The 479-nt window shown below is 51.6% G+C and carries 1 protein-coding gene; it reads right to left on the bottom strand.

All coding sequences use genetic code 11. From position 1 onward, the window contains the following. The coding region (locus AC1RPQ_RS07895; protein ID WP_481762245.1) for a hypothetical protein at positions 1 to 395 on the bottom strand (395 nt) is incomplete at its 3' end. Between the last annotated feature and the right edge of the window lie 84 nt (positions 396 to 479).

Genomic DNA, 479 nt, shown 5'->3' with positions numbered 1-479 from the left:
CGTGCGGCCACCGAAGCTGCACTGCCTTTACTGTAGAGCAGGATCGATTTCTTTTTCCACGTCGGCACCAGATCAGTAGGTGACACGATTCTCATCCCAGAATCCAAAACGCTGGCCACCTGCTCAGCCAAACGCTGGTCGGACACAACGAAGAAAAGTGGTTTATCCGATTTTGCAACGCGAGCGCCAGAACGAAATAGAAACTGGATGCACTGGTCAACGGTACGGTCGAGGTCCGGATTGTAGTCAGGGATGATGGCCCTGAAAAAGTTTATCTGATCCGGCGTCAACTTCAAGGTCGCAAGGAATGCTGCCGTATGGTAGCGCCGCCATTCGTTGAGGCCCTGACTGACGACAGGCACGCGGATTACAGAATCCCCAAGAAGCTTGTCCAAATTTTCCTTTTCCCATAGGCCACTGTGTGAATCAGAGCTATCCTTAGAATTGATGCACAGAAGTAGAGGCTCTGCTTCCATAGC

This window comes from Dellaglioa sp. CoH-57-MRSF-21 (genome assembly GCF_056781915.1).
The sequence above is the reverse complement of the archived record's forward strand: the minus strand, read 5'-3'. Positions and strand labels throughout refer to the sequence as shown.